The following is a 20233-nucleotide window of genomic DNA, read 5'->3' as shown; positions in this document are numbered from 1 at the left end:
AAAATAGTTCCTTTACATTGTAGTACAGTCACAGAACGTTTGTATTAAAATAATAATTAAACAAAAATTATGAGCGATTTTTATAAAAAAATATTAGAAAACAATAAAAAATGGGTGGAAACTTCCTTAGCAAGTGACCCTAATTATTTCCAAGATCTTGCCAAAGGTCAAACACCACCATTATTATGGATTGGGTGTTCGGATAGTCGTGTTCCTGCTAATGAAATTGTCGGAGCAAAACCAGGTGAAGTTTTTGTACACAGAAACATTGCTAATATGGTCGTTCACTCTGACATGAATATGTTGAGTGTTTTGGATTATGCCGTGAATGTATTGAAAGTAAAACACGTTTTAGTTTGTGGACATTATGGTTGCGGTGGTGTTAAAGCGGCAATGGGCAATGATTCTATTGGTATTATTGATAACTGGATTCGTCACATCAAAGATGTATATCGTTTGCATAGTGCTTATTTAGATTCAATTGAGGATGAAACAGATCGTTTTAATACTTTTGTAGAATTGAACGTAAAAGAACAGGTTTTTGATTTAGCTAAAACATCAATCGTTCAGGCAGCTTGGAGAAACGGTCAAGATTTGACTTTACACGGATGGGCTTATGGACTTAACTCGGGTTTTGTAACAGATTTAGAGGTTAACATCAGTTCCGAAAAAGATTTGGATGCGGTTTACCAGTTAAAATTTTAATAAAAGAATTATAGTATAAAATCCGCTTTTAAGCGGATTTTTTTTTATTCGGTATCCAGATTTTCATTAAAAGCAGAAGGCAATAACGTAGGTATGAATTTGATTAAAATAGGCAACAATAAACTACCGCCAGGAAGCAGAAAAATGGTTAGTGACGGAATGGTTTTACAGATTTCCAGTAATTGTTTTTTGACTTTTTTCTTTTCTTTTTCGTCCAAATCTCTTCGGGTGGAGTAGGCAAGCAGCACCATCAATTCTTTACTTTGGACAATTTCCTTAATCAATCGGTTTTTGTTCCTGCCAATAAGTGTAACCACGCTCTGTGTTGTTTGGTCATAGAAGTGTTTGACAGGATTTGAGTAATTGAAATAAGGAATTTCTTTTTTGTGCTTGGTAATAAATTCATTGGTACTATCGATACTTTCGTCAACAAAGGAATCTGGAACCAATACAATTTCAGCTAGCGAATGCAAAAAATACCTCTCATCATTTTCTACTTTTCCATCGCTCCACAAAGCCATTCCGGCAATATCTATCAAATAATATTTTTCCAATTCATTTGTAAAGTAATCTAAATGTAGCGTTTCTAAACTTTGAACAGAAACTTTAGAGAATTTGCTGTAGCGAATGGAAGCCTCAAAAAGTTTGATTAACAAATCATCATATTGTGATTTTCTCGACTTGATTTTTAGCGCAAGTGTTACAATATTAACGACCGTTTCTTCAATCTTTTTTAGATATTTTTCGGGAATTTCACCGTGAATCAAATATTGCCTAAAAGCAAGCACGTCAATAAATAATAATGCGTTTGTCACCAGATGAGAGAAACTTTTACTGATGATGCTGTCATTAGTCTGTACACGTTCGTCAATGATTTTTTCTAAAGTTAAAGCAGGAGAGTTTTTCGGAAGAATTTTTTTAAACAAATTAAAACCTTGAGGATTCATTTGATTGTAAAAAGCATTTCCTTGTTTGATAAAATTCTCGGGACTAATATCTTCATTAGTCAAACAAAAAACGTGATATAAAGTGTTCAAAAGTGCAACTTTTGAAATCTCTTCTTTAAACCAACCTTTCGTTTGTATAGGGGTTGCGGTTTCAAAAGCAATTATATGTCCATAAATAAATCCTGTATCTCTCACTTTTTGATAAAAAATATCAGTAGTTTTAGAAACAGTATCTTTTGAAAATTTTTGTTCAATAAAAAATTTATCTATCCAACCGGATGCTGAAGGGTTAATCATTGCTTTATTTTGAAGGTACAAAGCTATACTTTTTTGCGATAGTTTTAAAGGGTGTTTTTAGTTTAACACAGATATTAAATTTAATTGATGCTGTTTTTTTTAGAATTTGAATTTGAATAATTTATAGTGGATAATCTTAGGAATTTATCAGGGTGTATTGTCGTTTTTTAAAAGTAAAAACCCTGAAATATAGATGTATAATTCAGGGCTTTTTTTAATGTATTTTTTATGAATTGAATAATTTTTCTGCTTCATCCCAATTGACAACATTCCAAAAAGAAGCAATATAATCTGCTCTTCGGTTTTGATTTTTAAGATAATATGCGTGTTCCCAAACATCCAATGCTAAAACGGGTTTCCCTTTTAGTCCTTTTCCTCTTAATCGCATCAGCGGATTATCCTGGTTTGCCGTTGAACCAATGACTAATTTTCCATCTTGTACCACTAGCCAAGCCCATCCGGAACCAAATCGTTTCATAGACGCATCACTAAACTGTTTTTTGAATTCATCAAAAGTACCAAAAGCGCTAGTTATAGCTTCTGCCAATTTTCCTTTTGGATTTCCGCCGCCATTAGGTTTCAATAATGTCCAGAAAAGACTGTGGTTGTAATGTCCACCACCATTGTTTCGGATAGATTCTGGAAATTTAGACATTTTTTCAAAAATACTTTCTAAGGATTTCGAATCATCAACTAGTTTTTCATCCAGTGTTTCAAGGGCTTTATTCAAGTTTGTAACATACGCTTGATGGTGTTTTCCATGGTGAATTTCCATGGTGGCTTTATCAATATGTGGCTCTAATGCGTCGTAGGCGTATGCTAATTTTGGTAGACTGTAAATTCCTGCCGCCGCATTAATTATTTCGGAAGCTGAATTTTTATTTTCAATTTTTAATTCTGTTTCATTAGCGAAAGCAGAATTAAATAAACTAGACCCAATAATAGTCCCTGTTGAAAGTATGGCTGTTTGTTTTAAAAAATTTCTTCGTGTATTATTATTTTCCATAATGATAAATTTATCCTAAAAGAGGTATTAATATTTCTATAAAATTAGACATTTAAAGATAGAGATGGGTTAATAAAGACTTAAAGTTTGGTTTCATTTTTTTGTTTAAAATGTATTTTTCTCAACTTGAAAGGATGGGAATTATGTAAAATTCAGTTCAAATTGATAAAAATAATCTTTGTAATTTTGAATGAAAGTACAAAGGATTTCCGCGTATCATCTTCGCTTTTGAATTCAGGTAAAATGATAGGTCTAAATTTGATGTTGTATATGAATATAAAAGAGCATTGTTAAGATGAAGAAGAAAGAAATAGCAGTTATAAGTTGGGATTTATTAAAACGCACGTATCAGGAATTTGATGATGATAATGCAATAAAATTGAGTGCATCATTATCGTACTATACCATATTTTCGTTGCCGCCTTTATTGATTATTATTATGTCGATTTTTAGTTTTTTCTTTGGAAGTGAAGCTGTCACAGGACGTTTTTTTGGTCAAATCAATGGAATGGTAGGTAATGAAGCTGCGATTCAAATTCAGGAAACCATAAAAAATATTGAATTGTCTAATAGCAACACTTTTGCGGCCATTTTTGGAGGTATAATGTTACTTATAGGTGCTTCAGGTGTGTTTGCTGAAATACAAAGTTCCATCAATTATATTTGGGGTCTAAAAGCAAAGCCCAATAAAGGAATTATGAAATTTATTAAAAACAGATTGATGTCATTTTCCATGATTGCGTCTGTTGGTTTTTTATTAATGGTCAGTTTGATGGTGAATACGGTAATGGATGTTATCAATGCACGATTGCTTATTTATTTCCCGGACACCACGGTTTACATATTTTATATTTTCAATATCTTGATATTATTTGCTACGACAACCATGTTATTTGCCATCATTTTTAAAACCTTACCAGACGGAAATATCGCTTGGAAAGACGCTTTAATTGGTTCCAGTTTTACATCGTTTTTCTTTATGTTTGGTAAATTTGCTATTGGTTTTTATTTAGGAAGCTCTACCGTTGCTACTGTTTACGGTGCCGCTGGATCCGTAATCATTATTTTAATTTGGGTGTATTATTCAGCTATAATCTTATATTTTGGAGCCGAATTTACTAAAGTATACGCTAATTCACATGGAAAAAAAATTATTCCAAATGCTTATGCCGTGGGGATTAAAGTTGAAGTGACTGAAATTAAAAAGAAATAAAAGAGTGCCGATTTTTTAATATTTGACAGTGTTTGAGTTTTTAAAAGAATACTTATTTTGATGTTATTTTTTTTTCTCCGTAAACTGGCAATGTTATTGTTCTATTATAGAAGTATAAATATTAAAGATGATTTTATGAAAAAAATAATTTTGGCATTAGCCGTCCTTTCTCTAGCATTTGTTTCTTGTAATTCGGTGAAATCAGTATCGAGTAAAACTTCTTCTATTGAAGGAAGTTGGGAGTTAAATTATATCACAGGACCAAGAATAGCTTTCGCAGGATTGTATCCAGATAAAAAACCATCCATCACTTTCAACTTAGAAGAGACAACTGTATCCGGACATAACAGTTGTAATAGCTATTCAGGGAAATTAAATATTGATGGTAGTAAAATTAGTTTCAAAGAACCGATGATGGTAACAAAAATGTTTTGTCCGGGAGAAGGGGAGAATGTTTACATGAACACCCTTCAAAAAATAGATTCTTATTCTGTTTCTGAAGATGGAAAAACGCTGAATTTTATAATGGGAGACGTTGTAATGATGCGTTTTGAGAAAAAATAGATCATAGACTTTTGTAGAAATAAAAAAACCGCCTTGTTTTCAGGAACAAGGCGGTTAAAAAAAAAACTAAAAACTAATTTTTATTAGAAACAATATTCATTTTCAGCTACTAATTTTGCTGTAATTGTTTCTCTCAATGCCACTACATTTGGCATATTCGTGTATTTTGTAAAACGACGTAATCCCATAAGCATCATACGCTGTTCATCGCCTTCGGCAAAAGAGATAATGCTTTCTTTTCCTTTTTGATTCACAATATCTACCGCTTTGTATAAATACAATTTTGCCATTGCAATTTGCTCTTGTACTTTATCTTCTCCTTCTTTTTTAGCCAGTTTTTCAGTACGTAAGATGGTGCTTTCTGCCATATATACTTCTATTAACATATCTGAAGCTGCCATCAATAATTGTTGGTGAGCGTCTAAGTCTGCGCCAAATTTTTGAACAGCACTTCCGGCAACCATCAAGAATGATTTTTTCAAATTTCTAACGATTTCTTTTTCCTCAGCAAATAATTCAGAATAGTCAGGTGTGTCAAAAGATGGAATTCCCATTAATTCTTCAGAAACTTTCATTGCAGGTCCTAATAAATCAACATGACCTTTCATCGCTTTTTTGATCAACATTCCTACAGAAAGCATTCTGTTGATTTCGTTTGTACCTTCGTAAATACGTGCTATACGCGCATCTCTCCAAGCACTCTCCATAGGAGTATCTTCTGAGAATCCCATTCCACCAAAGATTTGAATTCCTTCATCGGCACAGTTTTGTACATCTTCAGAAACCGCTACTTTTAAGATTGAACACTCGATTGCATATTCCTCAACTCCTTTTAATTCTGCTTCTTGATGAGAAACTCCTTCAGCTTCACGAGCAATAATACGATCTTCAATATCTTTTGCAGCTCTATAAGAAGCACTTTCTCCAGCATAACAACTAGTAGCCATTTCTGCTAGTTTTGCACGAATAGCACCAAATTGAGAAATCGCAGTATTGAATTGGATTCTTTCATTTGCATATTTCACTGAACCTGTAATCACTCTCCTTTGTGCATCCAAACAAGCAGCAGCTAATTTGATACGACCTACGTTTAAAGCGTTCATGGCAATTTTGAAACCGTTTCCTCTTTCAGACAACATGTTTTCAACAGGAACTTTTGTTTCGTTGAAGAAAACCTGACGTGTAGAAGACGCACGAATTCCTAATTTATGCTCTTCTTCACCCATTGAAATTCCGTTATCTGGAGTGTTTTCAAGAATAAAACCAGTAATATTTTTGTCATCGCCAATACGGGCGAAAACGATAAACAAAGAACAAAATCCTGCATTTGAAATCCACATTTTTTGTCCTGTGATTTTGTAATGTGTTCCATCTTCTGATAAAACGGCTTTCGTTTTTCCAGAATTAGCATCCGATCCTGCGCCTGGTTCTGTCAGACAATAGGCACCGAACCATTCGCCAGAAGCTAATTTAGGAACGTATTTTTGTTTTTGTTCTTCTGTTCCGTATAAAGTGATTGGCATCGTTCCAATTCCGGTATGTGCTCCAAAAGCAGTCGAGAAAGATCCCGTTGCTCCCGAAATATAATCACAAACCAACATTGTTGATACAAATCCCATTCCTAATCCACCATAAGCCTCAGGAACTGCAACTCCTAAAAGTCCTAAGTCTCCTGCTTTTCTCATGGTTTCTTCTGTATAGGCATAATCTTTTTTCTCAAAACGATCTTTATGTGCCCATAATTCTTTGTCTACAAACTCTTTTACAGAGTCACGCATCATTAATTGCTCTTCTGAAAAATCTTCTGGAGTGAAGATATCTTCGCATTTTGTTTCTTTAACCAAAAACTGACCGCCACGGGTTACGTTTTTTTCAACTGTATCTGCCATTTTTTATTTTTTTATATGTTTTATTTATAATCTAAATCCTCAATAAAGGGATGGAAATGTATGACTACAAAAGTTCGTAAATCCCTGCTGAACCTTGTCCTGTTCCTACACACATACTCACAATTCCGTATTTGCTTCCTCTGCGTTGCATCTCGTCGAATAATTGAACAGACAATTTTGCTCCGGTACAACCTAGTGGGTGACCTAATGCAATCGCTCCACCATTGACATTGATAATATCAGGATTTAGATTTAATTCTCTCGTTACTGCTAATGCTTGTGATGCAAAAGCTTCGTTTAACTCAATTAAATCAATATCATTTAATGTTAATCCTGCTTGTTTCAATGCTTTTGGAATTGCTTTTACCGGTCCAATACCCATGATTCTTGGTTCCACTCCAGCTGATGCGAAGTTTACCAAACGGGCAATAGGAGTAAGGTTCAATTCTTTTACCATTTCTTCGCTCATGATTAGAACAAATGCTGCTCCATCACTCATTTGAGAAGAGTTTCCTGCAGTTACGCTTCCGTTCGCTTCAAAAACCGGTCTTAAACCTGCCAAAGCTTCTACAGAAGTTCCTGCTCTAGGACCTTCATCTTTATTTACGATATACGATTTTGTTTCTTTTTTACCATTTTCATTGATAAACGTTTGTTCAACAGTAATAGGAACAATTTGTTTGTCAAATTTGCCTTCAGCTTGCGCTTTCAAGGCTTTCATGTGTGATTGGTACGCAAACTCATCTTGGTCGGCACGAGATACATTGAATTGTTTGGCAACCGCTTCCGCAGTCAATCCCATTCCCCAATAGTAATCTTCGTTACCTGCCTTTGCAACAGCATAATCCGGAGTTGGTTTGTAACCTCCCATCGGAATAAAACTCATGCTTTCAGCACCACCGGCAATAATACAATCCGCCATTCCAGATTGGATTTTGGCTGTAGCCATACCAATAGTTTCTAATCCTGACGCACAGTAACGATTTACGGTTACACCCGGAACATCTTCGATTTTCAATCCCATCAAGGAAATTAATCGTCCCACGTTTAGTCCTTGTTCTGCTTCCGGCATCGCATTTCCCACCATTACGTCGTCAATACGTTTTTTGTCGAAATCAGGCAACTCATTCATCATAAACTGAATCGTTTCTGCTGCCAATTCATCAGGACGTTTAAATCTAAACACGCCTTTTGGAGCTTTCCCCACGGCTGTTCTGTATGCTTTTACTATATAGGCTGTTTTCATTTTTTTTCTTTTAAGAGTTGAGAATATAGAGAATAGAAAATAGAATATCTTAAATTTATACTCTATTCTCTTTGTTCTATTTTCTAATTACGTAGCGGTTTCCCTTTGGTTAACATAAATTGGATTCTCTCCAATGTTTTTCTTTCGGTACACAAAGACAAGAAAGCTTCACGTTCCAAATCCAATAAATATTGTTCAGTTACTAAAGTTGGTTCAGATAAATCACCACCAGCCATAACATACGCTAATTTATTTGCGATTTTTTTGTCGTGTTCCGAGATGTATTTCCCAGCTTCCATTTGGTCCGTTCCTACCAAGAACATTCCCAAAGCTTGTTTTCCAAGAACTTTAACATCGCTTCTGCGAATTGGTTGTGTGTAACCCGCTTCGGCCATAAGTAATGCATGTTTCTTCGCTTCCGCAATCTGACGGTCTTTGTTTACCACAATGATATCTTTTCCTTGTTGTAAAAGTCCGGTATCAAAAGCTTCGTAACCTGAAGTAGATACTTTGGCCATAGCGATTGTCAAGAAATATTCTTGAAGAACATTCAGCTCAACATCATTTTTATGAAATAAATCAGCTGCACGCAATGCCATTTCTTTCGATCCTCCACCGCCAGGAATTACCCCAACGCCAAATTCTACCAATCCCATATACGTTTCTGCTGCAGCAACAACTTTGTCAGCATGCAAACTCATTTCGCATCCACCGCCAAAAGTCATTCCGTGTGGCGCAACCACAACTGGAATTCCGGAGTAACGTACGCGCATCATCGTGTCCTGGAACATTTTGATCGCCATATTCAACTCATCGTATTCTTGCTCGACTGCCATCATGAAAATCATTCCGATATTAGCTCCAACAGAGAAATTCGCTGCTTGATTTCCAATAACCAATCCTTGATATTCTTTTTCAGATAAGTCAATCGCTTTATTGATAGCTTGTAAAACATCGCCGCCAATCGTATTCATTTTAGATTGGAATTCTAAATTCAAGATTCCGTCTCCTAAATCCTGTATAATTGCTCCGCTATTGCTCCACACTTTTTTGCTTTCGCGAATGTTGTTCAGGATAATAAAGGCATCCTGACCGGGAACTTTAGTTTGTGATTTTGTAGGGATATTGTAGAAAAAAGTAGCTCCTTCTTTAATAGAATAAAAACTTGTACTTCCCGAAGCTAACATTTCAGTAACCCAAGCAGCTGGCTCAAGACCTTCCGCTTTCATGATTTCGATTCCTTTTTCGACACCGATGGCATCCCAAATTTCGAACGGACCATTTTCCCATCCAAAACCGGCTTTCATTGCATCGTCAATTTTATATAATTCATCTGAGATTTCAGGAATTCTGTTGGAAACATAAGCAAACATTCCAGAAAAACTTTTTCTGTAAAATTCTCCCGCTTTGTCTTTTCCTTTTACCAAAACTTTAAAACGGTCAATTGGTTTATCAATCGTTTTTGTCAGTTCCAAAGTGGCGAAAGAAGCTTTTTTAGCAGCACGGTATTCCAAAGTATCTAAATCCAAAGACAAAATATCCTTGTCTACTTTTTTATAAAAACCTTGACCTGTTTTGCTTCCCAACCATTTGTTCTCCATCATTTTGTTAACGAAGTCCGGAAGTTTGAACAACTCATGTTGCTCGTCATTCGGGCAGTTTTCGTAGATTCCGTTGGCAACATGTACCAAAGTATCCAATCCAACCACGTCAACCGTTCTGAAAGTAGCCGATTTTGGTCTTCCAATAACTGGACCAGTCAATTTATCCACTTCTTCAATCGTCAATCCCATTTCTTTTACCAAATGAAACAAACTTTGAATCCCGTAAATCCCGATTCGGTTCCCAATAAACGCCGGAGTATCTTTGGCCACGACCGAAGTTTTTCCTAAGAATTTTGAACCATAATCAGTTAGGAAATCCAAAACTTCCGTTGCTGTTTGTGGACCAGGAATGATTTCGAATAATTTTAAATAACGCGCAGGGTTAAAAAAGTGTGTCCCGCAGAAATGCTTTTGGAAATCTTCGCTTCTTCCTTCACTCATAAAGTGAATTGGAATTCCAGACGTGTTTGAAGTCACTAAGGTTCCCGGTTTTCTAAATTTCTCAATTTGTTCAAAAACCATTTTCTTGATGTCCAAACGTTCCACTACAACCTCAATAATCCAATCCACAGTAGCGATTTTCGCCATGTCATCAGTAGTATTTCCAGTTGTGATTCTGCTGGCAAATTTCTGACTGTAAATAGGAGAGGGTTTCGATTTCAGGGAATTGGCCAAATGCTCATTTACCAATCGGTTTCTAACGATTTTGCTTTCTAAAGTTAGTCCTTTTTTAGCTTCCGCTTCGGTAAGTTCTCTCGGAACAATGTCTAATAATAGGACTTCAACTCCAATGTTAGCAAAATGGCAGGCAATTCCTGAACCCATAATTCCGGATCCAATTACTGCAACTTTTTTAATTGTGCGTTTCATATAAATAATATTTGATTTTCATTAGAAAACAACAGCGCTATTTTATTGATGGGAATCAATTTTAGCAGTGTCATTCTCTGTTTTTTCAGTTTGTTCCGCCAGTTCGCTGACGCTCGTATGTGTAAATATATTTTTGTCTTGAATTAATTCATTGATGGTTTCCGCTACTTCTATAAAGTGCTGCAGTTTCTCTGCCGAAATAGTTTGTTTCACCGTTTCATTAAATTTCAATACCGTATTTTTTGACAATTCTCTTTTTTCTTTACCAAAATCTGTCAGGTAAATCAAAACCCCACGGCCATCCACAGGGTTTTTCTTGCGAATGATTAAGCCTTTTTCCTCCATAGATTTCAGGGTTCTGGTCAGGCTCGTAGCTTCCATTCCCATTTTTGGACCTAACGAGGTCGATGGCGTTCCACCTTCCTTATCAATACTCAATAAAGCGAAACCAGTAGCCATGCTCGCATCGTATTTTGATGCTTCTTCATTATACATTCTGGCCACTGCTTGCCAGGTGGCACGTAAAATATAATCTATCGTTTTATCTTTCATAAGTAACTATATCGATTTCAAATATAATAAAAAATACTATGCATGCATAATATATTAAAATATTTTTTTGTTAAAAAGCATTAAATATAAAAAATCCCCGCTGAAATTGAGGAGATTATACCGTTTTTTAAGAGTAATTAATATTTTTTGGGCGTATCCCTGCGGGTCTGGCTGTTCGTTGTATCTTTTATAAATCCCCATCCCGAGGCTTCGGGATGAGGATTTATAAAAGGATGCCACTTCCATCCCTTACGCGAATCCTGCAAAGGAGAATGATTGGGGATTTAGCCGTAAGATCTGCTAAAGAGATGCTTCCATCGTCAGCATGACAAGATTGGCGATAATTATTTTGAATAATTTATCAATAGATGTTCCTGACCGTTAATTGTTCTATCGAAAAAGAATTTAAACTCAAAAGAATTAGTCAGGTCGCTAGATTAATTTTAGATGAAAAAAGTATAAAAAAACCACGAACATCAATTCGTGGTTTTTTGTAAACTAAATATTTTTTCTAAGACTTTTTAAACTCTCCATTATCTACATCTTTCAAGAATTTAATCACGCCCGGAAAATAGGTTTTTGGATCATCGTATTGCGAAAGGTGGCTTCCGTTAGGGCAAAACAAGAAACGTCCGTTTTGGACTTCGTTTGCAATCCATTTCATGTGTTCAGGATCCATCGTGTCGTATTTAGAACCAATGCTCAATGTAGGAACGGTCAACGTTTTTAGTCTGGCTTTGACATCCCAATTTTTAAGGGTCGCATTTCCAGTAATACCAAATTCACTGTGGCCTTGCATAAACACATATACATTAGGATTAATGTGCTTGAAACATCTGTTGATGGATTCCGGCCATTCTTCGAGAGGCATTCTCAAAATGTGTTCCGTGTAGTAATGTTTGAACAGTAATTCGCTGTATTTTGGATTATCAAAATCATTATTTTTTTCGATATCCTGCAATTGCTTTAGGATTTTAGGATCCATTTGCGGTGCCAGAACGTCTTTTGCGTAAGCGTTATATTCCTGAGCACTCGCCATCATATTCGAGATAATCAAGCCTTTCATGTTTTTTTGGTATTTCAATGCGTATTCCATTGCCAGAATTCCGCCCCAAGATTGTCCCATCAGGTAAAAATTAGAATTGTCTAATCCTAATGCGATGCGTACTTGTTCGACTTCCTCCACAAAACGTTCATTGGTCCACAAACTATTGTCGTTGGGTTGGTCGCTGTAATACGAGCCCAATTGGTCGTAATAAATGTATTCAATACTTTCGTTAGGGAAATAACCATCAAAGGCCTCGTACAATTCATGTGTCAAACCGGGACCGCCGTGCAGCAACAACACTTTTATTTTAGGATTGTTGCCCACTCGTTTGGTCCAGACTTTAAACGTGCCTTTTGGTGTTTGAATCGGAATCATTTTGATACCGCCCGTGAGTTGGTCGTCCCGTTTTGAGAAATCTAAATAATTTGCTTTGATAGGATCTTCCTTTGGTTTTTCCTGACAATTAGAAAAAAAGAACACACTGATAACGGAGCAAATTAAGAATTTTAGTTTCATAACGGAACGGTTTTATAACGGCTAGTTGTAGATTTTATGAAATAAATCAATGTACTTTTCCATTACTATTTTTCGTTTTAGTTTCAGGGTTGGGGTAAGTTGCCCGCCTTCCACAGACCATAAATCCGGTGTTAACTCAAAACGTTTTATTTTCTCCCAGTTTCCGAATTTTTCGTTCAGATTGTCCACTTCCAACTGGATTCTTTCGATTACTTTTTCATTGGCAATTATTTCTTCATTACTTTTTCCAATGTTGATTCCGTGAATAACGGCCCATTCTTTGATAAAATCAAAACTTGGCTGAATAAAGGCTGCCGGCATTTTTTGTCCGTCACCAATAACCATGATTTGTTCAATGAAACGGGATTGTTTCATTGTATTTTCAATTAATTGTGGCGCTATGTATTTTCCTCCTGAGGTTTTGAACATTTCTTTTTTACGATCGGTGATTTTCAAGAATCCGTCTTCGTCAAAAATTCCAATATCTCCCGTGTGGAAAAATCCATCCGTGATTACTTCGTTTGTTAATTTTTCATCTTTGAAATACCCCATCATTACGTTAGGACCTTTACAGAGGATTTCGCCATCTTCAGCAATAATAACTTGCACATTGTCGATTACTTTACCCACAGTTCCCACTCTGAATCCGCCATTTCTAATGTCATTTACGGAGATTACGGGAGAAGTTTCAGTCAAACCGTAACCTTCCATAACCGGAATTTCTGCAGCGGCAAAAATGCGGGCTAATCTTGGTTGCAAAGCAGCACTTCCAGAAACCATTAAATCGAGGTTTCCGCCCAAACCTTCTTTCCATTTGCTGAAAATCAGTTTGCGCGCAATTTTAAGTTGGAATTCGTACCAAAATCCATTTTTGCCATACGGCTCATAGATTAAACCTAAGTCAATCGCCCAAAAGAATAATTTCTTTTTGATTCCGGTTAACTCCGTTCCTTTGGCATAAATTTTATCATATACTTTTTCTAAAAGTCTTGGAACAGCTGTAATTACTGTTGGTTTCACTTCCTTGATGTTGTCACTGATTTTTTCAATGGATTCTCCAAAATAAATGGAAACACCATAATATTGGTATAAATACAAAATCATTCTTTCGAAAATATGACAAATAGGAAGGAAGCTCAACGCGCGGCTTTTTCCGGCTTCAAATGGAATTCTAGAAGCACTATCCAATACATTAGATACAATATTTTTGTGCGAAAGCATAACGCCTTTTGGTCTTCCTGTTGTTCCCGAAGTATAAATGATAGTCGCTAAATCTTCGGTTTTTACGTTGTTTTTGCGTAGTTCCACTTCGTCTTGATTTCCGGTGTCTACACCAAGAATTAACAAATCATTCCAGTTGGTACAACCTTCAATTTCGTTGAATGAATACACTTCCTTTAGCGTAGGAATTTTATGTTTGATGAGGTTTACTTTTCGAAGAACCTCAGCATCTGATACAAAACAATATATAGAACCGGAATGATTCAGGATATATTCGTAATCTTCTTCGGAAATAGTCGGATAAATGGGAACAGTTTGTGCGCCAGTTTGCAGCACACCAATGTCCATAATATTCCATTCGGTTCTGTTATTAGAGGAAATGATGGCAATTTTATCATCTTTATTAACACCTAATCGCAGTAATGCTCTTGAAATGGCGTTGGCTTTGGCTATGTATTCCTGGGTCGAGGTTTTTACCCAGACACCGTTCTGTTTGCTTACTAAAGCATCCGGAATGGAATTGTATTTTTCTTGCTGATAATAAGGGAAATCAAAGAGGCGGGTGATATTTATCATTATGGATAATGTTGGATTTGCTTGCAAATTAAAAAAAAAATAGGGATAAATTTTAAAAATTGGAAATTATATCGCAAAATTTTGAATGGATTGTTGATTATCAACGAAATCGTTTTCTTTAAGGGATTGTCAAATAGATTTTACTGATAAAAAAGCATTTGTTTTCTAAAGTAATTGTGCTCCTTTTTTGCAATTTTAGATAATTCAAGTTTTGTAAAAAGTTTAAATTAAACTTTTCTTAAGGCATTTTTGGATGGTATACGATTTACTTTTCAAACATCAACATAAGTTTTATTGTTTAATGGAAGTAGTTTTTCAAGCATCTTGTTTAAATAGTAGAATGGAAGTACTTTTTTATAATTTAATCCTCTAAAAATAACTTTTTGCCACATAAATTTCTAATGATTTGGTTAACTATTTATCTTTTCATCAATAATTTTTTATGATGATAGCGTAAAGGAATTGCTTCGCTCAACTTTTGGTTAGTTAAAAGCTAAGCGAACACAATAGGCATCTGTCTTTATCGCTTGGGTTCTAGTATTTGCTTACTAATTCAAAATATTAGAAAAGGAAAATAATACAGCGCAAATTTCTAATACGTAAGTACGTACCGCAATTCCATTAACAATTTTTTTGACCCACTCATTACATTTAAATTATTTTTTATTATTTGAGTGATCCTATTAATTAACTAATTACAAATGTGGTATTTTTTTATAATAAGTTTTTATTAATGTTTTTTATTATTTGCATAAAATAAATTTATAATACTTTAATTGGCTTATTTTCTATTCAGCTTTAAGCAAATAAATCTAGGAGCATGGCATAGTGTTACAAACAACACATTTGTATTTAAATATCTATTTTTCAGTTGCAATATTGCCAATGTTAATTACGTAAATCTTACCTATGATTTTATGAAGTACTACATCTGGCATAGGTTTCTGTAATTTGTCACCTCTAAAATATAAAGTCAGTTATAGTTGATAGGTTTAAAACTGATATTTCAAAGCTTCCATTATTTCTAAATGGCAAATTTTGCATGCAGGGCTACTACAATAGTATTTCTTTTGATACTCATTTGCAATGAGTTCTGGCTTATTTGTGTTATTTAAACACAGCGGTTCTACTATTTTTTTTGAAGAGTGTTAAATTTTATTCTCAGAAATCTATTATAGTGCAAAGTACTTAATTAAGCTTTTTGTGTAAGTAGATGTTAGAATGAAAAAGTAGTGATGCAGATGGTGGCTTAGAAAAAAATAAAATTACAGTGTAAAATTTTTGAACGCAATTTAGGAGTGCAGCGTAATTATTCTCTTTAAAAGCTTTATCATAAATTTCCAAACTTGTTTTATAGGCTACAATTAAGATTATCTCTTAACTCTATATGATGGCTAAGAGCATGTCCAGATTACCTTATTATGTCCTGGCGCTTGGCGAGGTTGGGGATTAAGAAAACCAAAACTTTTAGTTTAAAACTGAATTTTACAATTAAAAACTAATTCTAAATTTAGCAAAAAAAAAATCTTACCAAGAGTATGATAGCGGTTCACTGTTATTATTACATTATTGTTCCGTCTTCGGTAAGAATTATTTTTCCGTCTTTTTCAACTTCAAATGTAATATCTGGAGCATTTTTTTCTCCAATAATATTTCTGTAAACTTTGTATGTGTAGCTTCCATTTGAAAAAGTAATAACATGATTTCCGCCACTTCCTTCAAATTCTAATACTCCATTGTTTAAAATTATGTCAGGTTTTGAAGATTCTATTTTGTTTATTTTCCAAGAAGCATATCTGTATTTGGAATTAGATAGTTCGTCAACTCTAATCAAATAATTTTTAGTTTTTATTTTGTATGTTGGGTTATTAAAAGTTTTTAATGAAACATGCAAGTTTTCTTTTTCCTTTGCTATCAAGTCTTTTTGTAACTTTTTTTCAAAGGTGCTCTGATAATTTACTGCGGTTATTTTACCTTCATAACTTTCTATCCATACAATGCCATTGTCCAACATAATTCCTCTCCATCCAACTTCTGACCATTGTTTAATTTTTGAATTAACAATCTTGTCTACAAGAGTTTGGTCAAAAACTTGACTGAACCGCTGTTTAAATTCATTTTTGTCATTAATGCTTGGTATTGGATATTCTCTACGTAAAGGAAAAGAAATTATGTTTGATATTTTGTGAATGTTTTTCTGTTTGAATAAAGCTATAACATTTTTGATGTTGTTTGTTTTATTGTCGTCAAGTTTTTCACTTTGAGAATAACCAATTTTGGAAACAAGTACTAGTAAAAATAATAATCTGAATTTCATTCTGTGTATTTTTATAATGGTCGCTAAAGTCAGTTCGTCTAAAAACGTCCAAACGAATTGTATTTAGTAAATCAAGTAGTAAATGTATATGATTTAAACTGTAATTAAAATTCTTTCTGATAAAATTCGCTTTATGATTATTAAACTAAAATAGTCTATAAATCGCTTTTAGAGTCCCAGAATTAAAGCCAGAATTTAATAAATTTTGGTCAACATCCGTCATTACGGTTTTTTGAGCAGTATCCCGTGAAAACGGGACAGGCTATGGAAACGAGCAAAGTTGTAGCTTTTGCAAGAAAAGCTGAAGGAAGTCAAACGGTAAAAGTCTATACCGAGGAACGCAATCAAGTGAAGCGCATAACGAATACAAAAAAAGCAATAGCAAAGCGTGAGTTAAGCGCATAAGAGGCTAATGAAATTAAGTAACTGTACACAGCAATGCAAAGCCTTGAGACAACAGGTTTAGTTTGTAGATGCGTTAGGGATAGAAGTAAAGAGTAAATGCTTACAGAGGGAAGTCTTTGCAACCACGAGTTGGTTAAGTATAGAAGTCAGCAGAAGTCATTGTACTTTGGGGAACGAGTTGCCAATAAAAAGGGTAAAGGAATAAGAAACAAGAAGGACCAACGAATGTGGTTCTTGATTTTCATCTGAATAACGCAAGTTATAGCCTCGGAAAAGCAGAACAGGTTAAACAAGAATCTGAAGTAATTCCGAAGCTTCGGGACGAAACGCCGTATGCTAGAACCTATACGTATGGTGGTGTGAGAGGCGCAGTCCGTCAGTTTTTGGCATAGCCCTCGACGCGATTGTGTGATTGTGCCTTTTTTTTAATTCTTGAGTAGAATTATCTGAAGTTTTTGAAAGTAAAATAGGTTTTTTCACAACCTGACGTTTTGCCACTTTGTGATGGCTAGAAGTTCGTAACCGCTCAATTTTCGGCTTAACGAAAACTTGATGCGAAACGGCAATTCCACTAAACTCCAGCTCGTTCAAAACAGCTGTTATATGAGGGATATTTTGAACGGAAAATTTAATTCTTATGCGAAATTTTTAAAGTTTCTACTTTTTAGTTTGTATTTATTATGCTCGCAATTTAATTTAGACATTTTTGCTTTCGGTTCCAACTTTAACGTTTCAATTTTTATAAAATAACTTTTTCGATCGTCTAATTTATGATTCTTATACTGGAATAAATGTGTGAATAAAATTATTTATCGAATTGGTGAAAATTCACTTTTTTCACGTTTTGCTGACCAATTCAGTTGCCAAAGTTTACCATTTATTTTATCAAGAATTAAAAAATATCTACTATCTATAGTTGGATTGAGCGTGAATCTGTTTTCACTTATATTTTGTTTTTCAATGAGAGAAGTATTGTTTATAACTGAAATTTTATTTTTTTCAATATTAATATGCCAAGTTACTTGCCAGATCTTACCATTAATTTGGTCTAGTAATAAGAAATTCTGATTATCAGCTGGAAATAGTTTAAATCTATTATCTACTTCATTTTGTTTTTCAACTAATGGCAAATTAGTCAATGGGATTTCAAATTGATCCGTGTTTTTATGATTTAATTTGATTTGCCATATTTGTCCAGTACGAGTGTTCAATTTGATTAAATAACTCCAATGTTTAGTAGGTAAAATACTATATTTTTTAATATAATTTTCATTTTCTTGGTATAAATAGTTTTTATTTTTTTCGATTTGATTCTGCGCAAATAAATTCATACTAAAAAAAAATAAGACTGCTAAAATTGTATATTTTCTCATTTCAATAGAATTTTAATTATGTTTCATGTTTTCTGATTAGCTCTCATATAACGTTTTGCGGCTTTGAGATGGCTGGAAATTCGTAACCGCTCCATTTTCGGATTAACGAAAACGTGATGCGAAACGATAATTCCACTAAACTCCAGCTAGCTCAAAATGGCGGTTATGGGCTGCTTTTTGCTATAAATTTGGAAAAGGAAGTCTATAGGTCAACGAATATTTTTCTCCATTGATTTCAACAGCTTGTTTTTCTTTTACGCTTTTTGAAAGCTCTATAAATTCTCTATAGTATTTTATATCTAAATAAATACTATATAAATCTTCATTACGTTTTACGGTTGTTTCACTTTTAATATCATTCCATTTACTATTCCATTTCAACGATTTTTCAGGCGCATAACTATACTTTGTAGCCATAACTTCAAAAGTGTCTGGGAACCATTCTACCGCTTTATTGTCTTCAAATTTGATTATTTTGTCATAAACATCAATAAAGTCTGTCGGAGTTTTTTGTCTTGCTTTGTTTTTTAAGTCACGCAATTGTCCATAAACACTTAATTGTCTAACAGGATCGAAGTTTAATAGCAAAACATTAGTTGGTTGATCAGTCGCAGTTGATGCTTCAATATAATCCTCTTGCTTCATCAAATTGTCTGTAATCCCAAACGATTTAATTATTTTCTGAGTTGTTTCTTTATCATTTGTTACTTCAAAATATTTTGTTTTCTTGTCGACAATTTTCTTATAAATGATTTGACCATTTTCATACAATGCGAAAGTTGGAACATCAGAGCCAATAACCATAAGCCAAGGATCAGTTTCAATAAGCGCAATTATTGGACGCCCATATTTTTCCTTATTTGTTTGTCCGGAACAACTTGTCAATAATAAAGCAAAAAATAATGTCAAAAAATATTTTTTCATACGTCATTTTGGTTAAAGTTACACATAACGTTTTGCTAGTAGGCGATGGTCGGGCTAAGTTATCCTAATATTTCGGTTAATCGGTATATCTCCAAATACAAAACAACATTAAAATTCAGCCTAATTCCCGACTATCGCTTACTAGCTGTTACCTGCTGGTATTCTCTCAAAGTCTTCCCAATTTGCATTTAGTTTTATTTGTTGAAATTCCATTTTGTCAATACCTTCGATTTTTATAAAGTATAGGTCGTGTTCAGTTTCTCCATGTGCTTTTCCGCAATGAGGGCAAATGTATTTGTTATTTACAAAGTCATAAATTTTTATATTGTTAGCTTCATATTGTTTGAATAACCAGCTTCTAAAATCTTTCGTTTTTTGATTTTCATATGTAAGTTCTGGAATAAATAGATTTAATAAAAATTTATTTTCTGCAAGTCCAATGAAGTTTTTATAATAAAAATCTAATGCTATGTATGATTCAAAAACTGATGGGTGTTGATAGCTTTTATTACAATTCAAGCATCTAATTACTCTAATATTATTTCTGAATTTAATTAATTTAAGCTCTTTAGATTGTTCAGCAGGTAAATTATCGTCAAAAAGCTGACGCAAAATGTCATACAAATTACAATACCATGAGCTTTTTATCTTGTCTAAATAAGAAGGTCCCCAGTCATTTAAAGACCCCGCTCCACCTCCTGGTAAATAACCTCCTGTCCTTAACCCAAGAAAAGCGTCAAGCCATGACTTGTCTTCATTCAGCTCGATAACTTTAATTAGCGGTTTGATATATTGTTCTTTATTGTCCATGGTCGGTTTTTCATACTTGCAGGTAACGTCAGTCTGTGAAAAAACCTCCGTTGTATTTATGATCAAATATAACAAAATACTAGTATAAAAAGAAGATTTTTCGTATTTTTAAGAATGCAACACATCACAGGTATTTCCCGTCAACAAATG

17 protein-coding genes are annotated in these 20233 nt (G+C 34.2%); 5 read left to right on the top strand and 12 right to left on the bottom strand.

All coding sequences use genetic code 11. The features are described 5' to 3' along the window. Positions 1-69: 69 nt before the first annotated feature. On the top strand, positions 70-705 hold the full coding sequence (can, locus tag DR871_RS15605) for a carbonate dehydratase (protein WP_113667103.1): 636 nt from the start codon (positions 70-72) through the stop codon (positions 703-705). A gap of 44 nt (positions 706-749) precedes the next feature. Here can and DR871_RS15600 read toward each other — a convergent pair whose 3' ends face one another. Together DR871_RS15600 and DR871_RS15595 are read right to left on the bottom strand one after the other, a co-directional pair. Beyond that, complete coding sequence (locus DR871_RS15600; protein WP_113667104.1) at positions 750-1949, bottom strand: LETM1-related biofilm-associated protein; 1200 nt, start codon at positions 1947-1949, stop codon at positions 750-752. A 226-nt stretch (positions 1950-2175) separates the two neighbouring features. Beyond that, the gene (locus DR871_RS15595) at positions 2176-2808 is read right to left on the bottom strand and encodes a superoxide dismutase (protein WP_455423247.1); all 633 of its coding nucleotides are present in this window, start codon (positions 2806-2808) and stop codon (positions 2176-2178) included. A 442-nt stretch (positions 2809-3250) separates the two neighbouring features. Here DR871_RS15595 and DR871_RS15590 point away from each other — a divergent pair, with 442 nt between their 5' ends. Together DR871_RS15590 and DR871_RS15585 are read left to right on the top strand one after the other, a co-directional pair. Continuing rightward, positions 3251-4168, top strand: a complete 918-nt coding sequence (locus DR871_RS15590) for a YihY/virulence factor BrkB family protein (protein WP_113667106.1) — start codon at positions 3251-3253, stop codon at positions 4166-4168. Positions 4169-4303: 135 nt separating this feature from the next. Continuing rightward, positions 4304-4732, top strand: coding sequence for an META domain-containing protein (locus tag DR871_RS15585; protein ID WP_113667120.1), 429 nt, complete (start codon positions 4304-4306; stop codon positions 4730-4732). 83 nt (positions 4733-4815) lie between these two features. On the opposite strand, the gene DR871_RS15580 is transcribed toward DR871_RS15585, so the two are convergent. The 7 genes from DR871_RS15580 to DR871_RS15550 all read right to left on the bottom strand — a co-directional run bounded on the left by DR871_RS15580 (position 4816) and on the right by DR871_RS15550 (position 16571). Beyond that, on the bottom strand, positions 4816-6621 hold the full coding sequence (locus DR871_RS15580; RefSeq protein ID WP_113667107.1) for an acyl-CoA dehydrogenase family protein: 1806 nt from the start codon (positions 6619-6621) through the stop codon (positions 4816-4818). A 64-nt stretch (positions 6622-6685) separates the two neighbouring features. Then, positions 6686-7867: an acetyl-CoA C-acyltransferase gene (locus DR871_RS15575; RefSeq protein ID WP_113667108.1), complete on the bottom strand. Its 1182-nt coding sequence runs from the start codon at positions 7865-7867 to the stop codon at positions 6686-6688. 83 nt (positions 7868-7950) lie between these two features. After that, positions 7951-10341 (bottom strand): 3-hydroxyacyl-CoA dehydrogenase/enoyl-CoA hydratase family protein, encoded by a 2391-nt coding sequence (locus DR871_RS15570; RefSeq protein ID WP_113667109.1) that lies wholly within the window; start codon positions 10339-10341, stop codon positions 7951-7953. A 42-nt stretch (positions 10342-10383) separates the two neighbouring features. Then, a complete protein-coding gene (locus DR871_RS15565) occupies positions 10384-10893 on the bottom strand; it encodes a MarR family winged helix-turn-helix transcriptional regulator (RefSeq protein ID WP_113667110.1) in 510 nt (169 codons plus the stop codon). Between the two features lie 511 nt (positions 10894-11404). Further along, positions 11405-12457 carry a proline iminopeptidase-family hydrolase gene (locus DR871_RS15560; protein WP_113667111.1) on the bottom strand — a complete coding sequence of 351 codons (1053 nt, stop codon included), beginning with the start codon at positions 12455-12457 and terminating at the stop codon, positions 11405-11407. A 21-nt stretch (positions 12458-12478) separates the two neighbouring features. Beyond that, positions 12479-14254 carry an AMP-dependent synthetase/ligase gene (locus DR871_RS15555; RefSeq protein ID WP_113667112.1) on the bottom strand — a complete coding sequence of 592 codons (1776 nt, stop codon included), beginning with the start codon at positions 14252-14254 and terminating at the stop codon, positions 12479-12481. Positions 14255-15815: 1561 nt separating this feature from the next. Then, on the bottom strand, positions 15816-16571 hold the full coding sequence (locus DR871_RS15550) for a hypothetical protein (RefSeq protein ID WP_113667113.1): 756 nt from the start codon (positions 16569-16571) through the stop codon (positions 15816-15818). Positions 16572-16835: 264 nt separating this feature from the next. On the opposite strand from DR871_RS15550, the gene DR871_RS16475 reads away from it, so the two are divergent. Next, a complete protein-coding gene (locus DR871_RS16475) occupies positions 16836-16976 on the top strand; it encodes a hypothetical protein (protein WP_165355351.1) in 141 nt (46 codons plus the stop codon). 227 nt (positions 16977-17203) lie between these two features. Beyond that, entirely contained in the window at positions 17204-17368 is a 165-nt protein-coding gene (locus tag DR871_RS16470; protein ID WP_165355350.1) for a hypothetical protein, read from the top strand. Between the two features lie 417 nt (positions 17369-17785). Here DR871_RS16470 and DR871_RS15545 read toward each other — a convergent pair whose 3' ends face one another. From DR871_RS15545 to DR871_RS15535, 3 genes are all read right to left on the bottom strand, one after another. Then, positions 17786-18349 (bottom strand): hypothetical protein, encoded by a 564-nt coding sequence (locus DR871_RS15545; RefSeq protein ID WP_129752555.1) that lies wholly within the window; start codon positions 18347-18349, stop codon positions 17786-17788. Positions 18350-18529: 180 nt separating this feature from the next. Beyond that, on the bottom strand, positions 18530-19273 hold the full coding sequence (locus DR871_RS15540; RefSeq protein ID WP_113667115.1) for a lipoprotein: 744 nt from the start codon (positions 19271-19273) through the stop codon (positions 18530-18532). Positions 19274-19414: 141 nt separating this feature from the next. Next, complete coding sequence (locus DR871_RS15535) at positions 19415-20083, bottom strand: hypothetical protein (protein WP_129752554.1); 669 nt, start codon at positions 20081-20083, stop codon at positions 19415-19417. Positions 20084-20233 lie beyond the last annotated feature (150 nt).

The organism is Flavobacterium petrolei, from assembly GCF_003314435.2.
Taxonomy (GTDB): domain Bacteria; phylum Bacteroidota; class Bacteroidia; order Flavobacteriales; family Flavobacteriaceae; genus Flavobacterium; species Flavobacterium petrolei.
The sequence above is the reverse complement of the archived record's forward strand: the minus strand, read 5'-3'. Positions and strand labels throughout refer to the sequence as shown.

What these genes read in the sequence shown, in the direction of transcription:
- can (WP_113667103.1), top strand. Translation starts at nt 70, where the DNA reads ATGAGCGATTTTTATAAAAAAATATTAGAAAACAATAAAAAATGGGTG.
- DR871_RS15600 (WP_113667104.1), bottom strand. Translation starts at nt 1,949, where the DNA reads ATGATTAACCCTTCAGCATCCGGTTGGATAGATAAATTTTTTATTGAA.
- DR871_RS15590 (WP_113667106.1), top strand. Translation starts at nt 3,251, where the DNA reads ATGAAGAAGAAAGAAATAGCAGTTATAAGTTGGGATTTATTAAAACGC.
- DR871_RS15585 (WP_113667120.1), top strand. Translation starts at nt 4,304, where the DNA reads ATGAAAAAAATAATTTTGGCATTAGCCGTCCTTTCTCTAGCATTTGTT.
- DR871_RS15580 (WP_113667107.1), bottom strand. Translation starts at nt 6,621, where the DNA reads ATGGCAGATACAGTTGAAAAAAACGTAACCCGTGGCGGTCAGTTTTTG.
- DR871_RS15575 (WP_113667108.1), bottom strand. Translation starts at nt 7,867, where the DNA reads ATGAAAACAGCCTATATAGTAAAAGCATACAGAACAGCCGTGGGGAAA.
- DR871_RS15570 (WP_113667109.1), bottom strand. Translation starts at nt 10,341, where the DNA reads ATGAAACGCACAATTAAAAAAGTTGCAGTAATTGGATCCGGAATTATG.
- DR871_RS15565 (WP_113667110.1), bottom strand. Translation starts at nt 10,893, where the DNA reads ATGAAAGATAAAACGATAGATTATATTTTACGTGCCACCTGGCAAGCA.
- DR871_RS15560 (WP_113667111.1), bottom strand. Translation starts at nt 12,457, where the DNA reads ATGAAACTAAAATTCTTAATTTGCTCCGTTATCAGTGTGTTCTTTTTT.
- DR871_RS15555 (WP_113667112.1), bottom strand. Translation starts at nt 14,254, where the DNA reads ATGATAAATATCACCCGCCTCTTTGATTTCCCTTATTATCAGCAAGAA.
- DR871_RS15550 (WP_113667113.1), bottom strand. Translation starts at nt 16,571, where the DNA reads ATGAAATTCAGATTATTATTTTTACTAGTACTTGTTTCCAAAATTGGT.
- DR871_RS16475 (WP_165355351.1), top strand. Translation starts at nt 16,836, where the DNA reads ATGGAAACGAGCAAAGTTGTAGCTTTTGCAAGAAAAGCTGAAGGAAGT.
- DR871_RS15545 (WP_129752555.1), bottom strand. Translation starts at nt 18,349, where the DNA reads ATGAGAAAATATACAATTTTAGCAGTCTTATTTTTTTTTAGTATGAAT.
- DR871_RS15540 (WP_113667115.1), bottom strand. Translation starts at nt 19,273, where the DNA reads ATGAAAAAATATTTTTTGACATTATTTTTTGCTTTATTATTGACAAGT.
- DR871_RS15535 (WP_129752554.1), bottom strand. Translation starts at nt 20,083, where the DNA reads ATGGACAATAAAGAACAATATATCAAACCGCTAATTAAAGTTATCGAG.